The sequence below is a fragment of the Enterococcus sp. DIV1096b genome (genome assembly GCF_050498765.1).
GTDB classification, from domain to species: Bacteria; Bacillota; Bacilli; order Lactobacillales; family Enterococcaceae; genus Enterococcus_D; species Enterococcus_D entomosocium.
Genome location: NZ_JBMHEK010000001.1, coordinates 3,126,269 through 3,146,309 on the forward strand (window position 1 = coordinate 3,126,269; position 20,041 = coordinate 3,146,309).

Sequence of the window (20,041 nt, forward strand, 5' to 3'; positions counted from 1 at the left end):
TTCCTCAAAAAAAGGATTGTGTTAGAAGGAAGGAGACAAGACGGCATGTAACACGCCTCTGCGTTCATTCTAGCCCCTTTTTCACTTTTGGTGATCAAAGAGCTGGAGCGCAGGAAAAACGCGTGAGACATCTTGTCTGACCTTAACTTCTGTCACAGTCCCATTTTATTTGTTTTTGTAAAGTGGATAGTTATCCGTCAATTCTTTGACTTGCGCCGCTACTTCTGCCAAGACGGCTTCATCATTTGGTTTTTCTAAAACTTTGACGATCAATTTCGCCACTTCGACACAATCTTCTTCTTTAAAGCCACGACTAGTGATCGCTGGTGTCCCCACGCGAATCCCACTCGTTTTGAAAGGACTTAATGATTCGAAAGGAATCGAGTTTTTATTGACGGTGATATTGACTTGATCCAGCAATGCTTCTGCTTCTTTTCCGTTCAAATCAAAGCCACGCACATCGATCAATAATAGGTGATTGTCTGTTGCACCAGAGACCAAGCGAGCTTGTGGTGCTTGGTTGAAGACTTTCGCCATTGCTTGCGCATTGCGAATGACTTGTTCAGAGTACTCTTTGAACGACGCATCTTGTGCTTCTTTAAAAGCAACAGCTTTCGCTGCAATCACGTGCTCTAATGGGCCGCCTTGAATACCAGGGAAAACGGCACTATTGATTTTTTTCGCTAAATCTTCATCATTTGTTAAAATCAAGCCGCCTCGAGGGCCGCGTAATGTTTTATGGGTCGTAGAAGTCGTGATGTCCGCATAAGGAACTGGGTTTGGATGAAGACCAGCCGCTACTAAACCAGCGATATGCGCCATATCCACCATCAATTTTGCGCCAACTTCATCGGCGATTTCACGGAACTTCGCAAAATCGATTGTACGTGAGTAAGCACTGGCACCGGCAACGATCAGTTTCGGTTGATGCTTGCGCGCCAAAATACGAACGACATTGTAGTCAATGACTTCTGTTGCAGGATCAACACCATAACTAACAAAATTATAGGTCTTGCCGCTGAAATTCACTGGTGAGCCATGGGTCAAATGACCGCCTGCGGAAAGATCCATCCCTAATACTGTATCGCCTGTTTCGATCAACGCTAAATAAGCTGCTGTGTTGGCTTGAGAACCAGAATGCGGTTGAACATTGGCATATGCCGCACCGAAAATACTTTTCGCCCGTTCAATTGCTAAGTTTTCTACCACATCAACAAATTCACAACCGCCATAGTAACGACGACCTGGATAACCTTCAGCATATTTATTTGTCAAAATACTACCTTGCGCAGCCATTACACCTTCTGAAACGATATTTTCAGACGCAATCAATTCCAAATTGTTTTGTTGACGATTCGTTTCTTTTTCGATCGCTTGCCACAATTCGGGATCAAACGTTTGATAATCCATGCTTACAACACCCCTTTACCTTAATGGTAGCATTGTATCACATTTCTTCATAAGCTACCTATAATGAATTCTGGTTTTTTGCTAATTTTCTTGAAAGAAACTTTGATTTGCAGCTTTTTTCAACCGATTCATATAAGCAGCCCCTAAACCGCTTTCTGGAAACGTGGGTGCGAATAAGACATCTAGCTCAGCAATCGATTCATCTAACGCCCGTAACCCCGCAAACAGCCCTTTTGTCGCAGCTTCCACACTGTCATCAAAAAATAAATAGATGGCTGCAGCTTCGAAGCGGACCTGCTCGGCGATCGTCGGTCCAGCTAAAACACCTACCTTAAGCTGCTGTTCTCTCGCCCAAGCCATGGCTGCCGACCAATCTTGGTCATTGACCATCATGACGTTGGTATTCGGTGCATAGTGCTTATATTTCATGCCTGGCGCTTTGGGTGCTTCACTTTCTGTTACTAAATGCTGATCGACGAGGACTTTTGTTTGTAAGACTGCTTCAAGCTGTTCTTTAGAGATTGCACCAGGGCGTAAGATGATCGGCGGTGCCGTTGGGTCGCTCAAATCTAAGACCGTTGATTCGACACCGATCTGTGTCACCCCATCGTCCAAGATGCCAGCGATTTTGCCTGCCAGATCATGCTGAACATGCGCAGCTGATGTTGGGCTTGGTTTACCAGATGTATTTGCGCTAGGACCAACCAATGGCTGTTGGGCTTGTTTGATCAACGCTAACGTCTTGGTGTTGTTGGGCATCCGAAACGCCGCTGTGGATAAGCCGCCAGTAACGATGCTAGGTAAGCTGTCTTTTTTGATCGAAAAGATCAAGGTTAAGGGCCCAGGCCAGAAAGTTTCCATCAATTTATCAGCAAAAGGATGCTTGTTATCCACAAACGGTTCCAACTGCTCTGGCTCGGCAATATGAACGATCAAAGGGTTGTCACTAGGTCGTCCTTTGACTTGATACACTTGCGCAACAGCCTTTGGCAAAAGCGCGCTAGCCCCTAGTCCATAGACAGTTTCCGTCGGGAACGCCACTAATCCCCCCTCAGCTAAGATAGCTGCTGCTTCGTTTAACTGTGATTGATCAAAAATTTTTGTTTCCACAATTTATCCACATCCTTTTTTGAGAAGTTTCCACACTTATCAACATTTTCTCGTTTCTTATCCACATTTTGTGGATAAGTCGTTTGTCAAGTGTGGATAACCTTGTTTATAACTCCATTTATTCCCAAATTGTTCATTTCATAAGGTTTTTGCACTTTTTCTGTAGCAAAAAAAATTTATTTATCCACATCTTGTGGATGACTGACGAACACCATCCGATCTTGACCCGCAAGATCTTTTACTACGGTAACTTCTTTGTTGGGAAAAGCGGCTGCAAAAAGCTGTTGAACAGCTTGTCCTTGCTGGAAGCCGATTTCCAGCGCCATTTGCCCACTTGGTGCCAAACACTTCGGTGCTTGCTGTGCTAATTGCTTATAGATCGCCAATCCTTGTTCTTGAGCAAAAAGCGCCATTTTAGGCTCTTTTTCCCGTACGCTGATATCCATCAGCGGCCACTCTTCAGCGCTGATATACGGCGGGTTGGAAACGATCAGATCCCATTGCTGATCTGCCACAGGCTCCAAGGTATCTCCTTGGAAAAAGCGGATCTCTGCACCTAAGGCTGTCGCATTTTCTTTAGCAACGGCTAATGCCTCTGCTGAAAGATCCACGGCACTTACGGCCCACTGGGGACGTGCCAATTTCAAGGCAATGGCGATCGCTCCAGTACCTGTGCCGATGTCTACGACTCGTAGTGGCTGATCTGCTGGTAATTTTGCCAAACACTTTTCCACCAGCTCTTCGGTTTCTGGACGCGGGATCAAGGTTGCAGGGGTCACTTTTAAGCGATGACCATAAAATTCTTCATACCCCAATAAATATTGCGGGGGTTCATGCTGTAGCAACTGTTCAAGATCTGCTGCGATCTGTGCCTCATCTTCCCTTAGGATGGGTTGGTCCATCTGCAGCAGCCAATCGAGTTGCTGCCAGTTTTTTCGCTGTAAAAACAGGTATTGGATCGCATACCCGTCCAGTCCTTTCGTTTCTAAAAAAGAAGAAGCCCGTGAAAGGACTTCTCGATAGGTTTTAGCCATTTTGCATCTCATCTAATTTTGATGTTTGATCGTAAACGATCAGTGCATCAACAATTTCATCGAGTTTTCCAGCTAAAATTTGATCCAATTTTTGAATAGTCAACCCGATACGGTGATCTGTTACGCGGTTTTGCGGGAAGTTATAGGTCCGGATCCGTTCAGAACGATCGCCGGTACCCACTGCTGATTTACGGTTTGCATCGTATTCGCTTTGTGCTTCTTGCTGCATTTGGTCATAGACCCGTGCCCGCAAGACTTTCATCGCTTTCTCACGGTTTTTCAGCTGTGAACGCTCATCTTGCATCGCAACAGCGATCCCTGTTGGCAAGTGAGTCAAACGAACAGCAGAAGCTGTTTTGTTGACGTGCTGACCACCAGCACCAGAGGCATGGTAAATATCGGTCCGAATATCTTTGTCTGCGATATCGATTTCGACTTCTTCAGCTTCGGGCATAACCACGACCGTTGCCGTAGACGTATGGATTCGGCCTTGTGATTCGGTAGATGGTACCCGCTGCACTCGGTGGGCGCCGCTCTCATATTTCAATTTTGAAAAGACGTTGTCGCCAGTGATCATCATGATGACTTCTTTGTAGCCGCCGATCCCAGTGACGTTGGCATCCATGACTTCGACTTTCCAGCCTTGGTTTTCCGCATATTTTTGATACATATTGAAAAGATCGCCAGCAAATAAGGCTGCTTCGTCGCCGCCAGCTGCACCACGGATCTCCATGATGATGTTTTTGTCATCATTCGGGTCTTTTGGCAATAACAAAATCTTGATGCGTTCTTCTAAAACGTCTTTTTCTTTTTTCAAGTCAGAGAGTTCTTCTTTGGCCATCTCAGCCATTTCTGCATCTAGGTTTTCCCCAAGCATTTCTTCAGTGTCCTTGATTCCTTCAACGACTTCTTTGTAACGGCGGTAGACTTCCACCGTTTCCCGTGTATTGGCTTCTTCTTTTGAAAGCTGCATGAAGCGTTTGGTGTCAGAGATCACGGCTGGATCACTTAGTAATTCGCCTAATTCTTCGTAACGGTCTTCGATTGCTTGTAACTGATCGTACATTGATTATTCTCCTTCTTTTTTCATTCCCGGGTGAAAGTAATGCTTGCGGCAAACTGGATAATACGCTTCATTGCCGCCGATTTGTACTTGATCGCCCTCGTAAACGGGTTTTCCGTCGATATAGTGCAAGTTCATGGTTGCTTTTTTATGACAGAACCAGCAGATGGTTTTCATCTCTTCGATTTTATCTGCGTAAAGCAGCAAGTATTTTGAGCCTTCAAATAATTCATTGCGGAAATCATTTTTCAAGCCAAAGGCCATTACAGGAATACCTAACTCATCCACGATTTTGGTGAAAGCCAGCACGTGATGCTTCTTTAGGAACTGTGCTTCGTCGATCAAAATACAATAAGGTTTATAACCGAGGTCTTTGATCAAATGAAATAGATCCGTTTCATCAAAAATCGGGATCGCGTCTCGCTCTAAGCCGATGCGACTCGAAACATTTCCCACGCCGCTTCTCGTGTCCAATCCACTTGTCATGATCACGACTGGTTTGTCTTGTTCTTCATAGTTGTGAGCAACTTTCAGTATCTCGATCGTTTTCCCACTATTCATTGCGCCATATTTAAAAAAAAGCTGTGCCATCTCGCCCATCCTTCCTCATACTCCTTTGGTATTATACTTGAAAAAGGAGAATTTTTACAGACTTAAATTCGACACACGCCGCCTTTTACGCAAGAGTTTTACGAAAAGTTAACGGATTTTTTGCTGCCGGTGCTTCTTAATCATTTCTGGCTTTTCGGGCCACTTCTGCCAATACTTGACAAGCCAGTGGATATTCTGGATTTTCATTCCCATTGATATCCGTTGCAATGATCACAAAACCGAGCTGCTGGTAGAGCTTGATTGCTGCGTGGCTCCACGTTTGCGTATGAAGATACATCGGCTCGTTGGCTGCCTCTAAGACAGAAACGACTTGCGTGACCAAGCCGCGAGCGATCCCTTGACGTTGAGCTTGCGGCATTACTGCTACCCAATGGACTAGCGGAACCGGTGTACCGTCTTGCTTGGCTTTTTTCCAAGCGGTAGCCGTGCCGACCGGTGTACCTGTTTGATCAATGGCAAAAAACATTCGCTGTCCTAGCTGTGCTTGCTCGGGCATAAATTCTTTTTCAAAATACGCCAATGCCTCTTCCTCATTGTCAAACTCTCCGACGGATGTTTCGATCCGTGCCCAGTGCCTTTCGTCTCCTGCTTGGTAGCTGCGTAGCGAATAGTTATCGGATTGAATGGGCTGGATCGGTGTGCTTTTGTGTGCTCGCTTCATCAAGATTTCTGCATATGGAATTGATTTATCTAACATTGGTTGTGCCTCTCTTTCATTGGTTTCGTCCTTGTTCAACGGTTTCTTTGGGATTCAATCACGTAATTTCTTTACTAGAAAAATTTCTGTTAGCTGATTTTGCGTATGGGCGATTCTCCCGATTTCTTCATAGCCCACTCGCTGATAAAAATCTGGTGCTTGGAAATCAAAAGTCGCCGTCTGGCAATTTTCACAGCCAAATGCTTTCAACTGCTGTTCAAGATCCGTAAGAATCTGCTTGCCATACCCTTTTCCCCGCTCGGATGCTTTGACCCACAGGGTGTCAAGATAGCCGATATGATACATTGAGGCGTAGGCAATACCGCCAGCAATCACCACACCCTCTTTTTTGATTACACTGCTAAAGTTCTGATAGGTATCTGTTTGTGTAAATGGTTTTTGATGCTTTGTGTATGCTGTTAATGCTGTTTCTAACGCAGCCAATTCTTGGTCTGTTCCTTGTTCAATGATTCGCGCCATATTCAATCACTCCTTCTTGTTTCTTGATAATCTGCGATGATCTGATCGACTGTTTCTGCTATCGTTAGGCCTTCTTTGATCAGTCTTTCCTCTGAAGATCCTTTTGGGAAAAGCAAGTCTCGCTCAAGCCACCATTTACGCATCGCTTCCTCGGAAAAATAGTCTCGCTGCATTCGGGTCTGATGTCTTTTGACCGTTTCCTCGAAAGAAAGATCAAAATAATAAACTAGCTTTTTTTGGGGAAAGAGTTTCATTAGAAAGTCGAGAAAGTCTTGGTATTTTTCACGAGAATAAATCCCCTCAACAAGTATCATCGGCACTTTCCCCTTCGCATATAGGACAGCTTCTTTCATCAAACCGCTGGCTAAATTATTAGGGGTATCTTTGACACAAAAAATTTCTCGCCGAAAAACATCTTGTGAAATCAGCACTGCCGCTTCCCCAAAAACGTGCTGAACAGCTTTGGCAATAGTGGTTTTTCCGCTGCCAGAATTCCCCCGTAGTAAAATTAACATGCTTTCCATGGGCGGTTCCTTTCTTCGTTAGTAAGTTATCTAAGCATATCTCTTGTTTTTCTCTACTAGAAGCATACCATAGAAGCAAAGGAGGAATACCTATGAATGATACGGCAATTTTTGCTGGTGGTTGTTTTTGGTGCATGGTGAAGCCTTTTGATTCACAGCCAGGCATCCTCAAAGTGGTTTCGGGCTTTACTGGCGGCCATGTCCCTAACCCAACCTACCAACAAGTAACGACAGGTACCACCGGTCACACCGAAGCAGTTGAAATCACCTTTGATCCTGAAGTCATCTCTTATGAAGAATTAGTTGCCATCTATTGGCAGCAGACAGACCCCACGGATGCGTTTGGTCAGTTTGCCGACCGTGGTGATTCCTATCGTCCAGTGATTTTTTACAATAGTGAAGAACAAAAAGCGATTGCGGAAAAATCAAAGGCGCAGTTGCAAGCTAGCGGCCGCTTTGACCGTCCGATCGTAACGAAGATCGAACCAGCAGAACCTTTTTATCCTGCAGAAGATTATCATCAAGATTTTTACAAAAAAAATGCAGCCCATTACAATGCTTATAGCGAAGGCTCCGGTCGAGCCGGCTTTATTCGCCAAAACTGGGCTTAACATTTTGGGGAACGTTCCTTACAATTCATCACTAACAGCCGATCTGCCTCGTCAGCAGATCGGCTGTTTTCTGTTTTTTCCCAAAAAGGAAATTGACAGTCAGGGCATTTTCGCGCTACACTGATTAGAAAATTCTGACGATTATAAAGGAGTGTTTGTTTGATGTTAGCTAATGAAGTCCGTCCAGGTCCAAACCGTTATATTACGGGCGATGGGGTCTTAACTGATTTGCCGGAGTATTTACGAGAGTTCCAAGAGGTAGCAGTAATTACTGGGGAGCAGTCATTCGATGTGTTTTCGAACTATTACCCTCATTCATTTGACTACCCGATCTACCGCTACGATGGATCATCGAGTTATGAAAATGCGCAAACCTTAGCTGAAGCGATCCAGCAAGCAGATGCCGTGGTGGCAATCGGCGGCGGCAAGGTCGCTGATACAGCAAAAATCACCGCTCAAACCCTTGGCGCAGAGCTGATCGTGATCCCTACATTGGTTTCCAACTGTGCGCCCTTTACCCCGGTGATCGTCGCCTATTACCCCGATCATACGATTTGTAAAATCGACTATGCCAAAAAAGGTGCCTACATGACGATCGTCGACACCCGTTTTTTACTAGCCACACCTGTTGATTACTTTATCGCAGGGATCGCTGATACCTTAGCCAAATATTATGAAATGGAAGCCATCGTCCGCAACATGGCAGAAGACGACAAGACTGCCTTAGTACGGCTAGGTTTCCAAAGCGCTCTTTTGATCAAAAACTTGCTGATTGCCGATGCGATCCAAGCTGTCAAAGACCTAGAAGCTGGGCAGCTGACACCCGGCTTTGCCCGCATCACCGACGCGATCATTGCTTTGGCAGGCGAAGTTGGCGGTTTTGCAGTAGAGTTTGGCCGCACGTCCGGTGCGCATGCGCTGCATGACGGCTTGTCTTATTTGAATGAGACCCATAGTGTCTTGCACGGCAATAAAGTCGCCTACTGCATTTGGGTCCAGCTTGCCTATACCAATGATTTTGATGTGATTGAAGAATTACGGCCGTTTTACGAAGCTTTGCACTTGCCGATGAAGCTGAAGGATCTCCACGTGACACGCCTTGATCGTGATTACTTCGCCTCGGTTCTGACCTATGCTGTCAAGGAAGAAGAAACCTTTATTTTGATCGATCCTGCGATCACACCCGAAAAAGTCTATCAGGCGATCGAAGCAGTAGAGGCGCTGTAAACCGTACAAATTGCTAAACAACTTTATATCAATAAAAAACTGTTTCCCTAATGCATTTCGGAAACAGTTTTTTTATTTGATCAAACTGACACGCAGTAGCGATCCTGGCTGCGCATGTTCTTAGCGGGCAACAGCAACTGACGCATTGCCCATCACTGCACGGCTTCACCCAGCAACCCGTTTTCTAAGCAGTATTGATAAATACCTTCCTCGGCTACGTGACCAATCACTTCGTCAGCGATCGCTTTTAACTCATCCGAAGCATTGGCCATTGCTAGACCCCAACCAACTGCCTCCAGCATCTCAATATCATTGTTGCCATCCCCAAAGGCAATGGCTTCGGATTTATCCAAGCCATAGTAAGCCAGCATTTTGGCAATGCCGCTTCCTTTCCCGCTGCTGGCTGGAATAATATCGACTGCCCGATCCCACCAGGCGGTGATTTTCGCCTCTGTAGTATTTGCCATCACTTTGGCGTAGTCTTCTTTCCCTGAACCTAACATCACTTGGAAAATGTCTTGCTGTTGGATCAACTCTTCAAAATCTTCTGCCACGATCACTTCTTGATGAGCAAAGGAAAAATACTCAACTAAATCAGCATCTTTGCCATTGGCAACGGTACGATCCTTCGTTGCGATTGCTACTGGACGCTTGAGCGCCGTCGCATTTTCTATGATTTGCTGAACATCTTTTTTAGGAATGGGGTTTTGGTGGATCCCCTCGGCTTGATTAAAACAATACGATCCGTTAAAGGTCAAAAACGCATCGAAGGTCACGCCTTCAAATTGCGGCAACGCGATGGGACTTCTGCCAGTCGCAATGCACAACAGGATCCCTTGCTTCTTCAAGGTTTTTAATGTGGCTAACATTCTTTTAGAGATTTGCTTTTTGCTCATGTCGATCAGTGTGCCATCAACATCAAAAAAAATAATTTTCACGTTCTTCATGATCTTCCCCATTTCCGTCTCGATTTTCAAAAAAATTGATGCGCTTTTCTCTCTATTGTTCCGTGCGGATCGTCGCTGTTATCTTTTATTTCTTTTATCTTCTCATAAATTGCCAGCGTTTTCTTCTGAAATTGTGAAAATTGATCGGAATACTTACCTATTTTTAAGAATCTTAAAGAACGCCTAGACTATCGGGAACAGCTGATCCAATGTGACTAATACTCCATCCTCATCATTTGAGGGACAGACAGCGGTGCAACGGCTTTGACGTTTTCTGGCGCATTGTCCATCGCATAGCCTCTCTGGCAATAGGCTAACATTTCCAAATCATTGCCGCCATCGCCAAAAGCGACACATTGCTCAGGAGTGATCCCCCATCGCTCTACCAAGCGTGCCAATCCTGATGCTTTGTGGCAGTTAGGCACGATCAGATCCACGGAACCATGCCCACTGCCTGTTGGCACTAGCAAACCAGCTAGTTCTTTTTGAAATAGTTCCGAATAATAGGCCGTTTTTTCGACAGGAACGGTTGGGGCAAATTTCAGGATCGTGTCCTCTACTTGGGCAAAGTCATCGACCCATTGCAATTTGTGGTAATACTTATTTGTTAATTCAAAAAAAGCATCACTGACCGTTCCCCGTTCACAATAAGCACTATTGAGCCCACACATTACATTTTTAACCTCGGGGTATTTTTTACATAAATCTAAGGTTGCGAAAACCGTTTCTCGGGGAATGTCCGCTGCAAAAAGCACTGTTTCTTTGTCTTTGACAAGTGCTCCGTTTTCTGCAACAAAACTCAGCTCGTGATCATAGCCGGGAAATTGAGCCCGCAACTGGTAATACTGATTGCCGCTGGCAACGACAAACTGACAGCCGACTGCTTTCATGCGGGCCAACACGGCCTTGAAGCGGGGAACATCATACGTATAATCCGTGCGCATAAAGGTTCCATCCATATCGACAGCTACTAACTTGATATCATAAGGGTTGGCATTCATCTACTTCTCTCCATTCTGGCTTTCTTTATTAAAGAAAGCGTTTTTCTTACATTATTATTTTAACATGTATATACAACTTCCGCATCCTTTTTCTTGCTAAAAAATCGATTGAAGGGATAGTGCCTCTCAAAAAAGAGACTACTGCTTTACACCATTCAATCGTGCCTACCTTTTCAAAAATCCTTACAATGATTGAAGATCATTCAAAGGCAGACCATCGCTGCCAAACACAAGGATTGATTGGCGGCTCCTTTGCCCGAATGAAAAGAATCACTCCAGAAACGTTTCCTTGCGCAATTTCTGCCCCAAATAAATTCTATCCTGCTTTCTTTCAAATCTACTTGGTTCTTTGGTATACTGGGGATAGTTTAATTAGTGAGGGGTTTTTGTTATGAACTTTACCCGCTTTGCTCGCTTGACGCAGCGCAGGAGCAAGACGTTTATTTCCCAGAATGTATCTTCAATCCAAGTGATTGTTTTTTATTATATCGTGATGACGGTGGTCTCTTTGGGGCTTTTTTCACTTCCCTTCTTTCGGGAACCGGGCTCTCATGTCGCGTTTATCGATCTGTTCTTTATGGCGGTCAGCACGGTCAGTGTCACAGGGTTGACTACCTTCCCGATCAATGACGTATTTAACGACCGCGGGGTCATTTTATTGGAAGTCCTCTTTCAAGTTGGTGGTTTAGGGATCATGATGATCTCGACCTTTTTTGCGATCGTTTCACGGCGCAAAATCAGTTTAAAGCAGCGCCAATTGATCATGACAGATATGAACCAGCCAAAGCTTAGCGGGATCGTTCGGATGATTCGAACGACGTTTACCATCATTTTAGTTTGTCAGTTGGTAGCAGGTACGATCTTCGCTGTTTATTTTCATCTTTACGGGTATTATGACAATTGGCGTGACGCGATCTTTTATGGGTTTTATCAAGCGATCTCTGCTGTGACCAACTCAGGGTTTGATGTGACGGGCAATTCCATCTTGCCGTTTTCTCATGATTATTTCTTCCTGACGTGTATCATGATTTTGATTTTTATCGGGGGGATCGGATTTCCAGTGATCATGGACTTTCGGGAATGGGTCCTTTTTAAAATGAAAAAACAACGCCGCCGCTTGCCGTTTCGCTTTTCTTTATTCACAAAAATTGCTGTTTTGGCTTTCGTGATCCTCTTTGTCGGCGGTACATTGGCGATTTTTTTCCTTGAGAAAGATTATTTATTCAAAGATTACAGCTTTAGTGGTATGTGGATGAACAGCATGTTTTATTCCATGACAACGCGGAATGCTGGCCTGCAGATCCATGACTTAGGCAACTTCCAAACCACGACGTTGATCGTTTTCTCCTTGCTGATGTTTATTGGTTGTAGTCCCAGCTCTGTTGGTGGGGGGATTCGGACGACGACCATTGCCATCATTGGGCTGTACCTCTATGCCTTCTTGAAAAGTGAGGACAATATCAATATCTTCGGTCGCCGGATCGATCAAGATGACGTCCGTAAATCAGTGGTGGTCTTCATGCTTTCGATGGGCATGTGCTTCTTTTGTGTCTTATTCTTGACCGCCATCGAGGATATCCCTTTGATTGCCATCATTGTTGAAGTTTCCTCGGCCTTTGGAACCACAGGACTTTCTTTAGGAATCACGGGCGATTTATCAACTATTGGCAAACTCGTGATTGCTCTTTTGATGTTTATTGGCCGTGTCGGTATGCTGTACACTTTGATGTTATTCGTACCAAAAGAAACACGTGACTTAGGTTACGAGTACCCAACGGAAAAAATCATTATCGGTTAAAGCAGCAGCAAACCTGGCAGAAGGTTTGCTGTTTTGCTTTTCAAGCCTTTGATCATCGCAAGTAAAAGAGCCATTTATCAGAATGGTCTTTGCAGAAATTTAAAGAATCGCAAAAGCAATTTAACCTTTTTCTTGGTATATGGTATGATAAATTGAATTTGCACAATGAAAGCATTCGCTCTAATGGAGGGTTACATTATGGGAATACGAAGTCATCTGGCTGTTTCAGTCGGTAAGACCTCTCAATGGGTATTAAAGAACTTTTTCAAAGGCGGCTCAAGCCTGCCTGGTAAATTAGCATTAAAAGTTGATCCACATATATTAGATCATTTGGCGAAAGATTACCAAGTCGTCGTGATCACAGGCACCAACGGCAAAACATTGACGACTGCCTTGACTGTCAATATTTTGCGCCAAGAATTTGATGAAGTATTGACGAACCCCACCGGTGCCAATATGGTCCAAGGGATCGTTTCAACCTTTCTATCGGCACGCCCTAAAAAAGGCAAAAAATTTGCGGTTTTAGAAATCGATGAAGCCAGTCTCAGCAAAGTAACGAAGTACATCAAACCGGAATTGTTCGTTTTCACCAATATTTTCCGCGATCAAATGGACCGTTATGGCGAGATCTATACGACCTATAAAATGATCGTTGAAGGTGCCGCAAACTCACCGGAAGCAACGATCCTCTGCAATGGGGATTCGCCACTGTTCAATTCGGTGGCAACTGTCAATCCGCGGAAATACTATGGATTTGATCATTTGCCAGATGAAGAGCAGATGGCCCATTACAATACGGATGGCGTGTTGTGTCCTGAGTGTCATCACATTTTGCATTATAAAATGATCACCTATGCCAATCTTGGGAAATACTACTGCCCAAATTGCGGCTTCCATCGACCAGAATTGGATTATAAACTGACGGAAATGACTGCAATGGACAACACCTCTGCTGATTTTGTGATCGATGGCAATGACTATCGCATCGAAGTTGGTGGGATGTACAATGTCTACAATGCGCTGGCGGCAACTGCGGTTGCGGAATATTATGGCGTAGCACCTGCAAAAATCAAATCTGGTTTGGCCTATGACGAAAAAGTCTTTGGCCGCCAAGAAGTGATCCGCATCGGGGACAAAGAATGTACGTTAGTTTTAGTTAAAAACCCTGTTGGTTTGAACCAAGTCATCGATATGATCGGCCTGTCGCCCTATCCTTTCTCACTAGTCAGCTTGTTGAATGCCAACTACGCAGATGGGATCGACGTCAGCTGGATTTGGGATGGCGACCATGAAGCGTTTGCCGATATGGGGATTCCTCAAGTGATCGCTGGTGGTGATCGTCACAAAGATATGTCGTTGCGGTTAAAAGTTGCGGGGATCCCTGAAGAGAAAATCATTGAAACCCCTGAACTTGATGACGTCATCAAGCAAATTGCAGACTTACCAACAGAAAAAGTCTATATTTTAGCGACTTACACTGCAGTCCTGCAGCTACGCAAAAAGCTTGCGGAAAAAGGCTATATCAAAGGAGGAATGAGTCGTGACTAAGTATCAACTGAATGTTGCCCACTTGTATGGAAATCTTTTGAATACTTACGGCGACAACGGCAATCTCTTGATGTTGCGCTACGTGGCCGAAAAACTAGGCGTGACCTTCAACGCAGAAGTCGTCAGCATTCACGAGCCCTTCGATCCTGAAAAATATGATCTCGTCTTCTTCGGTGGCGGGCAAGATTTTGAACAAGTGATCGTTTCACAAGATATCCAATCAAAAAAAGAAGCCCTGACCAGCTATATCGAAAATGATGGCGTGATGCTGGCAATTTGCGGCGGCTATCAATTGCTGGGTCATTACTACATCGGTGCCAACGGCGAGAAAATCAAGGGGATCGGTGCCTTGGATCATTACACCTTAAGCCAAGAAAACAACCGGTTCATCGGTGACATCGTGATCCACAATGAAGAATTCGATGAGACCTATTATGGCTTTGAAAACCATAATGGCCGTACTTTCTTAGGTAAAGGGGAAAAACCATTGGGGAAAGTCATCCAAGGACAAGGAAACAATGGCGAAGACCAAACCGAAGGCGTGGTTTACCGCAATGTGTTCGGCTCTTACTTCCACGGACCACTTCTCGCAAGAAATGAGCATTTGGCAGAGCGCTTGATCCGCACCGCCCTTGCCAATCGTTATGGCAACGTCGAAATTTAAATACACGTACTTAGCAAACAAACCTGTTTTTCGCAGGTTTGTTTTTTTATGGGAAATTTCCCCGCAGTTGCTACCTTTTCTCTTTGTTTGCTTCTACGTTCCTATGCCGCCTCACTTTATTGTAACCGCTATCTTTCTTTTCTATACTGAGGTTGTAGTAAAAATTGAAAGGAGATGTTAAGAAATTATGATGGAAAAAGTTCAGCGGTTTGGCGGTGCGATGTTTACCCCGGTCCTCTTGTTTTCATTTTCGGGGATCATGGTCGCGCTGTGTATTATCTTTAAAAATCCGATGCTTGTGGGGAGCATCGCCACTGAAGGCTCTACTTGGTTCAACATTTGGACGATCATTGAAAACGGTGCATGGACGGTCTTCAACCAAATGGAATTACTATTTGTTATTGGATTACCGATCGGTCTCGCAAAAAAAGCCAATGCGCGAGCGGCAATGGAAGCCTTTGTCGTCTATATTACTTGTAATTATTTTATTTCTGGCATGATCGAGTACTTTGGTCACTTCTTCGGTGTCAACTTTGCAGCTGATCCCGGCGGTGAGAGTGGCTTGAAAATGATCGCCGGCATCAAAACATTAGATACTGGTATTATCGGAGCAATTTTTATTTCGGCGATCGTCGTCTATCTTCACAACAAGTTTTTCGATACGAAGCTGCCTGATTTTCTCGGAATCTTCCAAGGCTCTTCCTTTGTCGTGATCCTTGGATTCTTTTTGATGTTGCCAGTCGCTTTCTTGATTGCATTGATTTGGCCGAAAGTCCAAGCTGGCATTGGGTCCATGCAAGGGTTTCTAGCAAGTGCTGGGGTCTTTGGGGTCTGGCTCTATACTTTCTTAGAGCGAATATTGATCCCCACGGGTCTTCATCATTTCGTGTATACCCCCTTTGTTTTTGGTCCTGCTGTCGTCGAAGAAGGAATCTCCAAATACTGGATGGCACATTTACAAGAATTTGCCCAATCCACCAGACCATTGAAAGAGCTTTTCCCTGAAGGGGGCTTTGCTTTACATGGCAATTCTAAGATCTTTGCTGCACCGGGGATCGCTGCTGCTTTTTATTTCACAGCCAAGCCTGAGAATAAAAAGAAAGTCTTAGCGATTTTGATCCCTGCCACTTTAACTGCCGTTTTAGCTGGTATCACTGAGCCATTGGAATTCACCTTCCTCTTTATCTCACCACCCCTCTTTGCGGTGCACGCTGTTTTAGCAGCGACCATGGCGGCAACGATGTTTGCCTTCGGGGTCGTTGGAGATATGGGGGGCGGCTTGATCGATCTGTTAGCGAAGGTCTGGATTCCGCTATTTCAAAATCATCGCAGTATGATCTTCACGCAGTTGGTGATTGGGTTAGCCTTTACTGCGCTTTATTTCCTTGTTTTCCGCTTCTTGATCCTCAAATTTAAGTTAGCCACACCAGGACGGGAAGAAAACAATAGCGAAGTCAAACTATACACCAAAAAAGATTACAAAGAAAAACAAGCCAACACTGGAACTCCAGTGATTGCCGGTGCCAATCGCTACACCGAACAAGCCGCAGTCTACTTAGAAGGGTTTGGCGGTCGCGACAATATCGATAAAGTCACTAATTGTGCCACTCGCCTAAGAATCACCGTCAAAGATCAAGACCAAGTGCTGCCAGATGACATCTTTAAAGGCGCTGGTGCCCATGGTGTCGTTCGCAACGGCAACGCCTTCCAAGTGATCGTTGGCCTGGATGTGCCACAAGTGAGAGAACAATTCGAAAAATTATTAGCTGTATCAGACTAAGGAGGAAACAAAAATGAAAAAATTTTCAATCGTGATCGCCGGAGGCGGCAGTACCTTTACCCCAGGAATCGTCTTGATGCTTTTAGAACACTTGGATCGTTTCCCGATTCGCCAAATCAAGTTTTACGACAATTTGGAAGAACGACAAGAAAAAGTGGCACAAGCTTGCGAGATTTTATTGAAAGAACGCGCACCCGAAATCAGCTTTTTAGCAACTACTGATCCCGAAACCGCGTTTCAGGATGTCGATTTTGTAATGGCGCATATCCGAGTTGGCTTGTATGCGATGCGCGAAAAGGATGAAAAAATCCCTTTGAAATATGGTGTGGTCGGCCAAGAAACTTGTGGTCCTGGCGGGATCGCTTATGGGATGCGTTCTATCGGCGGTGTATTGGAGTTAGTCGATTATATGGAAAAATATTCCCCTGATGCGTGGATGTTGAATTATTCCAATCCTGCAGCGATCGTCGCAGAAGCGACTCGTAAATTGCGCCCTGATGCTAAGATCATTAATATTTGTGATATGCCAGTGGGAATCGAAGAACGGATGGCGCAAGCGATCGGTTTAGCTTCTCGCAAAGAATTGGTCGTTCGCTATTATGGCTTGAATCACTTTGGCTGGTGGACAGATATACGAGACAAAGCTGGCAATGACTTGCTGCCGCAGATCCAAGCGCATGTAGCAAAATACGGCTATTCATTGCCAGAAGAAATCGAAGCGAGCCAACATGCTGATGCCAGCTGGATGCACACCTTTGCCAAAGCAAAAGAAGTGTACGAGGTTGATCCATCCACTTTGCCAAATACCTACTTGAAGTATTACTTTTTCCCTCAAGATGAAGTGGCGCACACCAACCCATCTTTTACACGGGCAAATGAAGTCATGGCTGGTCGCGAAAAACACGTCTTTGGTGAATGCCAACGCATCGTAGAAAACCAGACAGCGACTGACACCACGCTTGAAGTGGATGAACACGCCAGCTACATTGTTGACCTTGCACGAGCGATTGCTTATAACACGCAAGAACGAATGCTGTTGATCGTGCCTAACGAAGGAGCGATCGTCAACTTTGATGAACAGGCAATGGTGGAAGTGCCTTGTATCGTCGGCAGTAACGGGGCAGAACCAATCACACAAGGCAAGATCCCTCGCTTCCAAAAAGGATTGATGGAACAACAAGTCGCCGTAGAAAAATTAGTCGTGGAAGCTTGGGCAGAGGGTTCTTACCAGAAGCTGTGGCAAGCACTGATTCTTTCAAAAGTGGTCCCAAATGCCCGTGTAGCCAAAGAATTACTCGATGAATTGATCGAAGCAAATCAAGCCTTTTGGCCAGAATTACACTAGCCAGCGTTCTTCGCCTCCCCTCCTGGCTTTTCAGCTATACTTAATCAATAAGGAGGGGTTTTTGTGAAATTACAGTATTTGATTCAACAGCACCAAGCAGAGTTAAGTGAACTTGATCGTGGCATTCTGAACTATATTCTTTCCCACGGCGATACCGTTCTATCTATGGGGATCGTCGAGCTATCCGAGCAGGTTCACGTCTCAAAGTCTTCTATTTTACGGTTGACGAAAAAACTTGGTTTTTCTGGCTATTCCGAGTTCAAATATTTTCTACGGCATCAGCAAGAACAGGCAACAACGATTTCGCAGCAAAAAACGATTTTTGAAAAGCAACAAGAGGATATTTTCGCCACCCTAAACTATGTAAAAACAGTAGACTTAGCTGCCCTCAACCGCTTGTTTGACCGCAGCAAAACCATCTACTGCTACCCAACTGGGTTTTCCCAAAAGAAAGCACTGGAGGAGTTTTCCAAAATGATGCTTTCTATGGAAAAACGAGTGATCGTATTGCCGAACAAAACGGAATTTGATATGGTCATGCCGATGATCACTGCCGAAGATTGTGTGATCATCGCCTCACTGAGCGGCGAAACAGAAAACGTCAAAGAGAATCTGACGACTTTTGCGATTCGTCAGATTCCCGTTTTGACATTGAGTGCGCCAGGAGATAATTATTTTGCTCGCCATTCAACGTTTCACCTGACCTATTATTGCGATTTTTTTCAAATCGGTCGCAAGAAAATCCCTAGCCAGTCTTTGATTGGACTGAGCTGCTTGATTGATTATTTGATCCGTTCCTATGGACTATTCACTTTACAGGAGGGCAACCATGTCTAAACGAAAATGGGCGTTTCCATTGATTTTACTGAGTTATTGGCTTTTGATCGCCGGTGCTTACTATCTTTATCTTTCCTTGACTGCCTTCAACCATGGGATGACCTTTGCCCAGTACCTTAGCTCGCAACCGTTAGCCGCTTTAGGGGTCTTGTTAAGTAGTCTCCTTTTGCTGCAAGGGGCTTGCCTGTACTTTATTCAACGGTTTTCCATGAGTAAAAAAGGCCTTTTGGGACAGTATTTATTTCTGATCTTCTTTCAACAGTTGCTGACAGCGAATGTCATCGGCGCAGGACTCGTCTTTTTTACAAGAAGAAGTCTTTCGAGTCAGGAGGAAACCGCAACGTGGGGCGAAAAGAGTTTTACCTATGGGGCATTAGCATTCATTCTTTTATTGAGTTTATTATTTTTCCTCCTTGTTCGTTCAGCGATTTAACTTCCCCAAAAAGAAAAGCAGTGCCGGTTGGCACTGCTTTTTTGCTGTAGCTCATGTTAGTTTGGATCTGTTTTTGAAGCAAAAACCACTTTGATTCCAAAGTGATCGCTGACGATTGGAGTACGCGTTCCGTCAAAAACGACTTCATATTCCGTTGCTTGCAGGTCTTTTGATGCAAAAACATAATCGATCCGCAACGCTTCTCGATTGTCTTGCCAGCCATCAATGGCTTTAACGACAGAGGCTTCCCCGGTCGTTTCAGCAGCCGTTAAAAAGCTGTCTTGCAGCTGTAAGGAGCTGTCAAGGACCAGTTGATGACCAGAACTGGCCGCATCGTTGTTGAAATCTCCTAAAATCAATAAGGTATCTGCCCGTTCTGCTAAAAATGCTTCTGTCTGTTGCCACTCGTAGGCAAATTTACCGTCTTGCCACCAAGAAAAGTGACAGCTAACGACTTGTACGATCTGCCCATCGGCTTCAGTCACGCCGCTCAGGTTTTTGCGCGTGGTATGATCCCAGACATCCGTGGCTTGTGAAGCAAGATATTCTTTGGCAATGATGGGCTGTTTGGACAATAAGGCATTGCCTTCGTGGTAAATGTCATATCCTACGTGACTGTATGTCCATGACCAATAGTAGTCACAGTCTAACAGTTGCAGTTCTTCCACTAGGCGTAAAGCAAAATTGTCCTCCTTGATTTCCACCAGCGTATCTGTCGGGCAATAAAGCCCATCAGGAACGATGGTTTGAGCAGCAATCGTTTGGTTGACTTCTTGCAAGGCGATGATGTCATAGTCGCCTGTTGCAATTTCTTGTGCGATCATTTTGCATTTTTCTAGCTGATTTTCTTCTAACCAGCTATGGGTGTTCAAAGTTAATACCTTCATGAATAAGGCTCCTTCTCTCGATTTGCTTGTACG

19 protein-coding genes and 1 pseudogene are annotated in these 20,041 nt (G+C 44.7%); 9 read left to right on the forward strand and 11 right to left on the reverse strand.

Annotation, left to right across the window (positions count from 1 at the left end; genetic code table 11):
* Positions 1 to 165: 165 nt before the first annotated feature.
* The 8 genes from glyA to IGJ17_RS14660 form a co-directional block, all read right to left on the reverse strand.
* Entirely contained in the window at positions 166 to 1,410 is a 1,245-nt protein-coding gene (gene glyA / locus IGJ17_RS14625; protein ID WP_008379359.1) for a serine hydroxymethyltransferase, read from the reverse strand.
* A gap of 81 nt (positions 1,411 to 1,491) precedes the next feature.
* A complete protein-coding gene (locus tag IGJ17_RS14630) occupies positions 1,492 to 2,520 on the reverse strand; it encodes an L-threonylcarbamoyladenylate synthase (protein ID WP_086298302.1) in 1,029 nt (342 codons plus the stop codon).
* Between the two features lie 176 nt (positions 2,521 to 2,696).
* A complete protein-coding gene (prmC, locus tag IGJ17_RS14635; RefSeq protein WP_429961575.1) occupies positions 2,697 to 3,554 on the reverse strand; it encodes a peptide chain release factor N(5)-glutamine methyltransferase in 858 nt (285 codons plus the stop codon).
* Positions 3,547 to 4,620, reverse strand: coding sequence for a peptide chain release factor 1 (gene prfA / locus IGJ17_RS14640; protein WP_005227884.1), 1,074 nt, complete (start codon positions 4,618 to 4,620; stop codon positions 3,547 to 3,549). The genes prmC and prfA overlap by 8 nt, the downstream gene beginning before the upstream one ends.
* Before the next feature lie 3 nt (positions 4,621 to 4,623).
* On the reverse strand, positions 4,624 to 5,208 hold the full coding sequence (locus tag IGJ17_RS14645) for a thymidine kinase (RefSeq protein WP_005227882.1): 585 nt from the start codon (positions 5,206 to 5,208) through the stop codon (positions 4,624 to 4,626).
* Between the two features lie 136 nt (positions 5,209 to 5,344).
* Complete coding sequence (locus IGJ17_RS14650; RefSeq protein ID WP_429961576.1) at positions 5,345 to 5,926, reverse strand: GNAT family N-acetyltransferase; 582 nt, start codon at positions 5,924 to 5,926, stop codon at positions 5,345 to 5,347.
* A gap of 54 nt (positions 5,927 to 5,980) precedes the next feature.
* A complete protein-coding gene (locus tag IGJ17_RS14655; RefSeq protein ID WP_429961577.1) occupies positions 5,981 to 6,406 on the reverse strand; it encodes a GNAT family N-acetyltransferase in 426 nt (141 codons plus the stop codon).
* Between the two features lie 2 nt (positions 6,407 to 6,408).
* Positions 6,409 to 6,930 (reverse strand): AAA family ATPase, encoded by a 522-nt coding sequence (locus IGJ17_RS14660; RefSeq protein ID WP_429961578.1) that lies wholly within the window; start codon positions 6,928 to 6,930, stop codon positions 6,409 to 6,411.
* 92 nt (positions 6,931 to 7,022) lie between these two features.
* Between IGJ17_RS14660 and msrA the strand changes: the two genes are divergently transcribed.
* Together msrA and IGJ17_RS14670 are read left to right on the forward strand one after the other, a co-directional pair.
* Complete coding sequence (gene msrA, locus IGJ17_RS14665; protein ID WP_008379347.1) at positions 7,023 to 7,541, forward strand: peptide-methionine (S)-S-oxide reductase MsrA; 519 nt, start codon at positions 7,023 to 7,025, stop codon at positions 7,539 to 7,541.
* A gap of 162 nt (positions 7,542 to 7,703) precedes the next feature.
* Positions 7,704 to 8,768 carry an iron-containing alcohol dehydrogenase family protein gene (locus IGJ17_RS14670; RefSeq protein ID WP_429947822.1) on the forward strand — a complete coding sequence of 355 codons (1,065 nt, stop codon included), beginning with the start codon at positions 7,704 to 7,706 and terminating at the stop codon, positions 8,766 to 8,768.
* Between the two features lie 152 nt (positions 8,769 to 8,920).
* Here IGJ17_RS14670 and IGJ17_RS14675 read toward each other — a convergent pair whose 3' ends face one another.
* Together IGJ17_RS14675 and IGJ17_RS14680 are read right to left on the reverse strand one after the other, a co-directional pair.
* Entirely contained in the window at positions 8,921 to 9,715 is a 795-nt protein-coding gene (locus IGJ17_RS14675) for an HAD family hydrolase (protein ID WP_396207440.1), read from the reverse strand.
* Positions 9,716 to 9,898: 183 nt separating this feature from the next.
* Positions 9,899 to 10,716 (reverse strand): annotated as a pseudogene (locus IGJ17_RS14680) (Cof-type HAD-IIB family hydrolase).
* A 391-nt stretch (positions 10,717 to 11,107) separates the two neighbouring features.
* On the opposite strand from IGJ17_RS14680, the gene IGJ17_RS14685 reads away from it, so the two are divergent.
* The 7 genes from IGJ17_RS14685 (at position 11,108) to IGJ17_RS14715 (ending at position 19,121) form a co-directional block, all read left to right on the forward strand.
* Complete coding sequence (locus tag IGJ17_RS14685; protein WP_008379338.1) at positions 11,108 to 12,514, forward strand: TrkH family potassium uptake protein; 1,407 nt, start codon at positions 11,108 to 11,110, stop codon at positions 12,512 to 12,514.
* Between the two features lie 198 nt (positions 12,515 to 12,712).
* Complete coding sequence (locus tag IGJ17_RS14690) at positions 12,713 to 14,062, forward strand: Mur ligase family protein (RefSeq protein ID WP_196043813.1); 1,350 nt, start codon at positions 12,713 to 12,715, stop codon at positions 14,060 to 14,062.
* Positions 14,055 to 14,726: a type 1 glutamine amidotransferase gene (locus IGJ17_RS14695; protein WP_005233555.1), complete on the forward strand. Its 672-nt coding sequence runs from the start codon at positions 14,055 to 14,057 to the stop codon at positions 14,724 to 14,726. Before IGJ17_RS14690 ends, IGJ17_RS14695 begins: the two co-directional genes overlap by 8 nt.
* A gap of 187 nt (positions 14,727 to 14,913) precedes the next feature.
* Positions 14,914 to 16,506, forward strand: a complete 1,593-nt coding sequence (locus IGJ17_RS14700; RefSeq protein WP_005233553.1) for an alpha-glucoside-specific PTS transporter subunit IIBC — start codon at positions 14,914 to 14,916, stop codon at positions 16,504 to 16,506.
* A 13-nt stretch (positions 16,507 to 16,519) separates the two neighbouring features.
* Complete coding sequence (locus tag IGJ17_RS14705) at positions 16,520 to 17,851, forward strand: 6-phospho-alpha-glucosidase (protein ID WP_008379332.1); 1,332 nt, start codon at positions 16,520 to 16,522, stop codon at positions 17,849 to 17,851.
* Between the two features lie 63 nt (positions 17,852 to 17,914).
* The gene (locus tag IGJ17_RS14710) at positions 17,915 to 18,688 is read left to right on the forward strand and encodes a MurR/RpiR family transcriptional regulator (protein ID WP_142437366.1); all 774 of its coding nucleotides are present in this window, start codon (positions 17,915 to 17,917) and stop codon (positions 18,686 to 18,688) included.
* Complete coding sequence (locus IGJ17_RS14715) at positions 18,681 to 19,121, forward strand: hypothetical protein (RefSeq protein ID WP_313151146.1); 441 nt, start codon at positions 18,681 to 18,683, stop codon at positions 19,119 to 19,121. The genes IGJ17_RS14710 and IGJ17_RS14715 overlap by 8 nt, the downstream gene beginning before the upstream one ends.
* Before the next feature lie 56 nt (positions 19,122 to 19,177).
* Here the strand turns inward: IGJ17_RS14715 and IGJ17_RS14720 are convergent, their stop codons facing one another.
* A complete protein-coding gene (locus IGJ17_RS14720) occupies positions 19,178 to 20,008 on the reverse strand; it encodes an endonuclease/exonuclease/phosphatase family protein (protein ID WP_005233544.1) in 831 nt (276 codons plus the stop codon).
* Positions 20,009 to 20,041: the final 33 nt, after the last annotated feature.